Annotated in this window: 2 protein-coding genes; both read right to left on the bottom strand. The window is 32.7% G+C overall.

Translation table 11 applies throughout. The features are described from left to right. Window positions 1–280: hypothetical protein (locus tag N1032_RS26485; RefSeq protein ID WP_259543638.1), on the bottom strand; the 280-nt coding region annotated here is incomplete at its 3' end. A 69-nt stretch (window positions 281–349) separates the two neighbouring features. Further along, a partial coding sequence (locus N1032_RS26480; RefSeq protein WP_259543636.1) for a hypothetical protein occupies window positions 350–599 on the bottom strand: 250 nt, incomplete at its 5' end.

Genomic DNA, 599 nt, shown 5'->3' with positions numbered 1-599 from the left:
TTCTTCCTGTTACTGCATTTGCAATACGTTTCATGATTGCATTTTCATGTTTAAACAATTTTGCGTTTTTGTGCATTTCTGGTTTACGATGGTAAACATCAATAAATTCCTTTATCGTGTCTGAATATGCACCTTTTGTAAGTGCCACTGCTTGTGCATAAGAAATAGCGTGACTTATTACAGGTTTGTCAGGAAATATTTTAAATAAATCATCTAAAACATTTTCTGTTTTTTCTTGTAATACTTCATCGGCAAAATTGAATGTGTAGTTATTATACATTTTCAACATCTTCCTTTCATAAGAAAAAACGCCCGCCGATGAAGGCAAGGCGTTTTAAGTGATTTTCTATTAAGCAAATGGATTGCTTTCAGCGATTTCAATATCATCTTTGTTGCCTACATTAATATCTGATAGGCGATAGAAGAAGTCGTTCGTTGCATCTTCATTTTCATTAGGGCATTTTAATACGCAAATACCAACGGGTAAACCATCGATAGTTTTGTAATTATCGCCACCAATTTCAGAAGAAATAGTTTTGATTTTCTTCTTATTTAACCAAACTTTTAAGCCTGTTTTCGGAAGTTTAGCGATAAAGAAA

Origin of the sequence: Herbiconiux daphne (assembly GCF_024979295.1) — a bacterium.
Lineage (GTDB): Bacteria > Actinomycetota > Actinomycetes > Actinomycetales > Microbacteriaceae > Herbiconiux > Herbiconiux daphnes.
The sequence above is the reverse complement of the archived record's forward strand: the minus strand, read 5'-3'. Positions and strand labels throughout refer to the sequence as shown.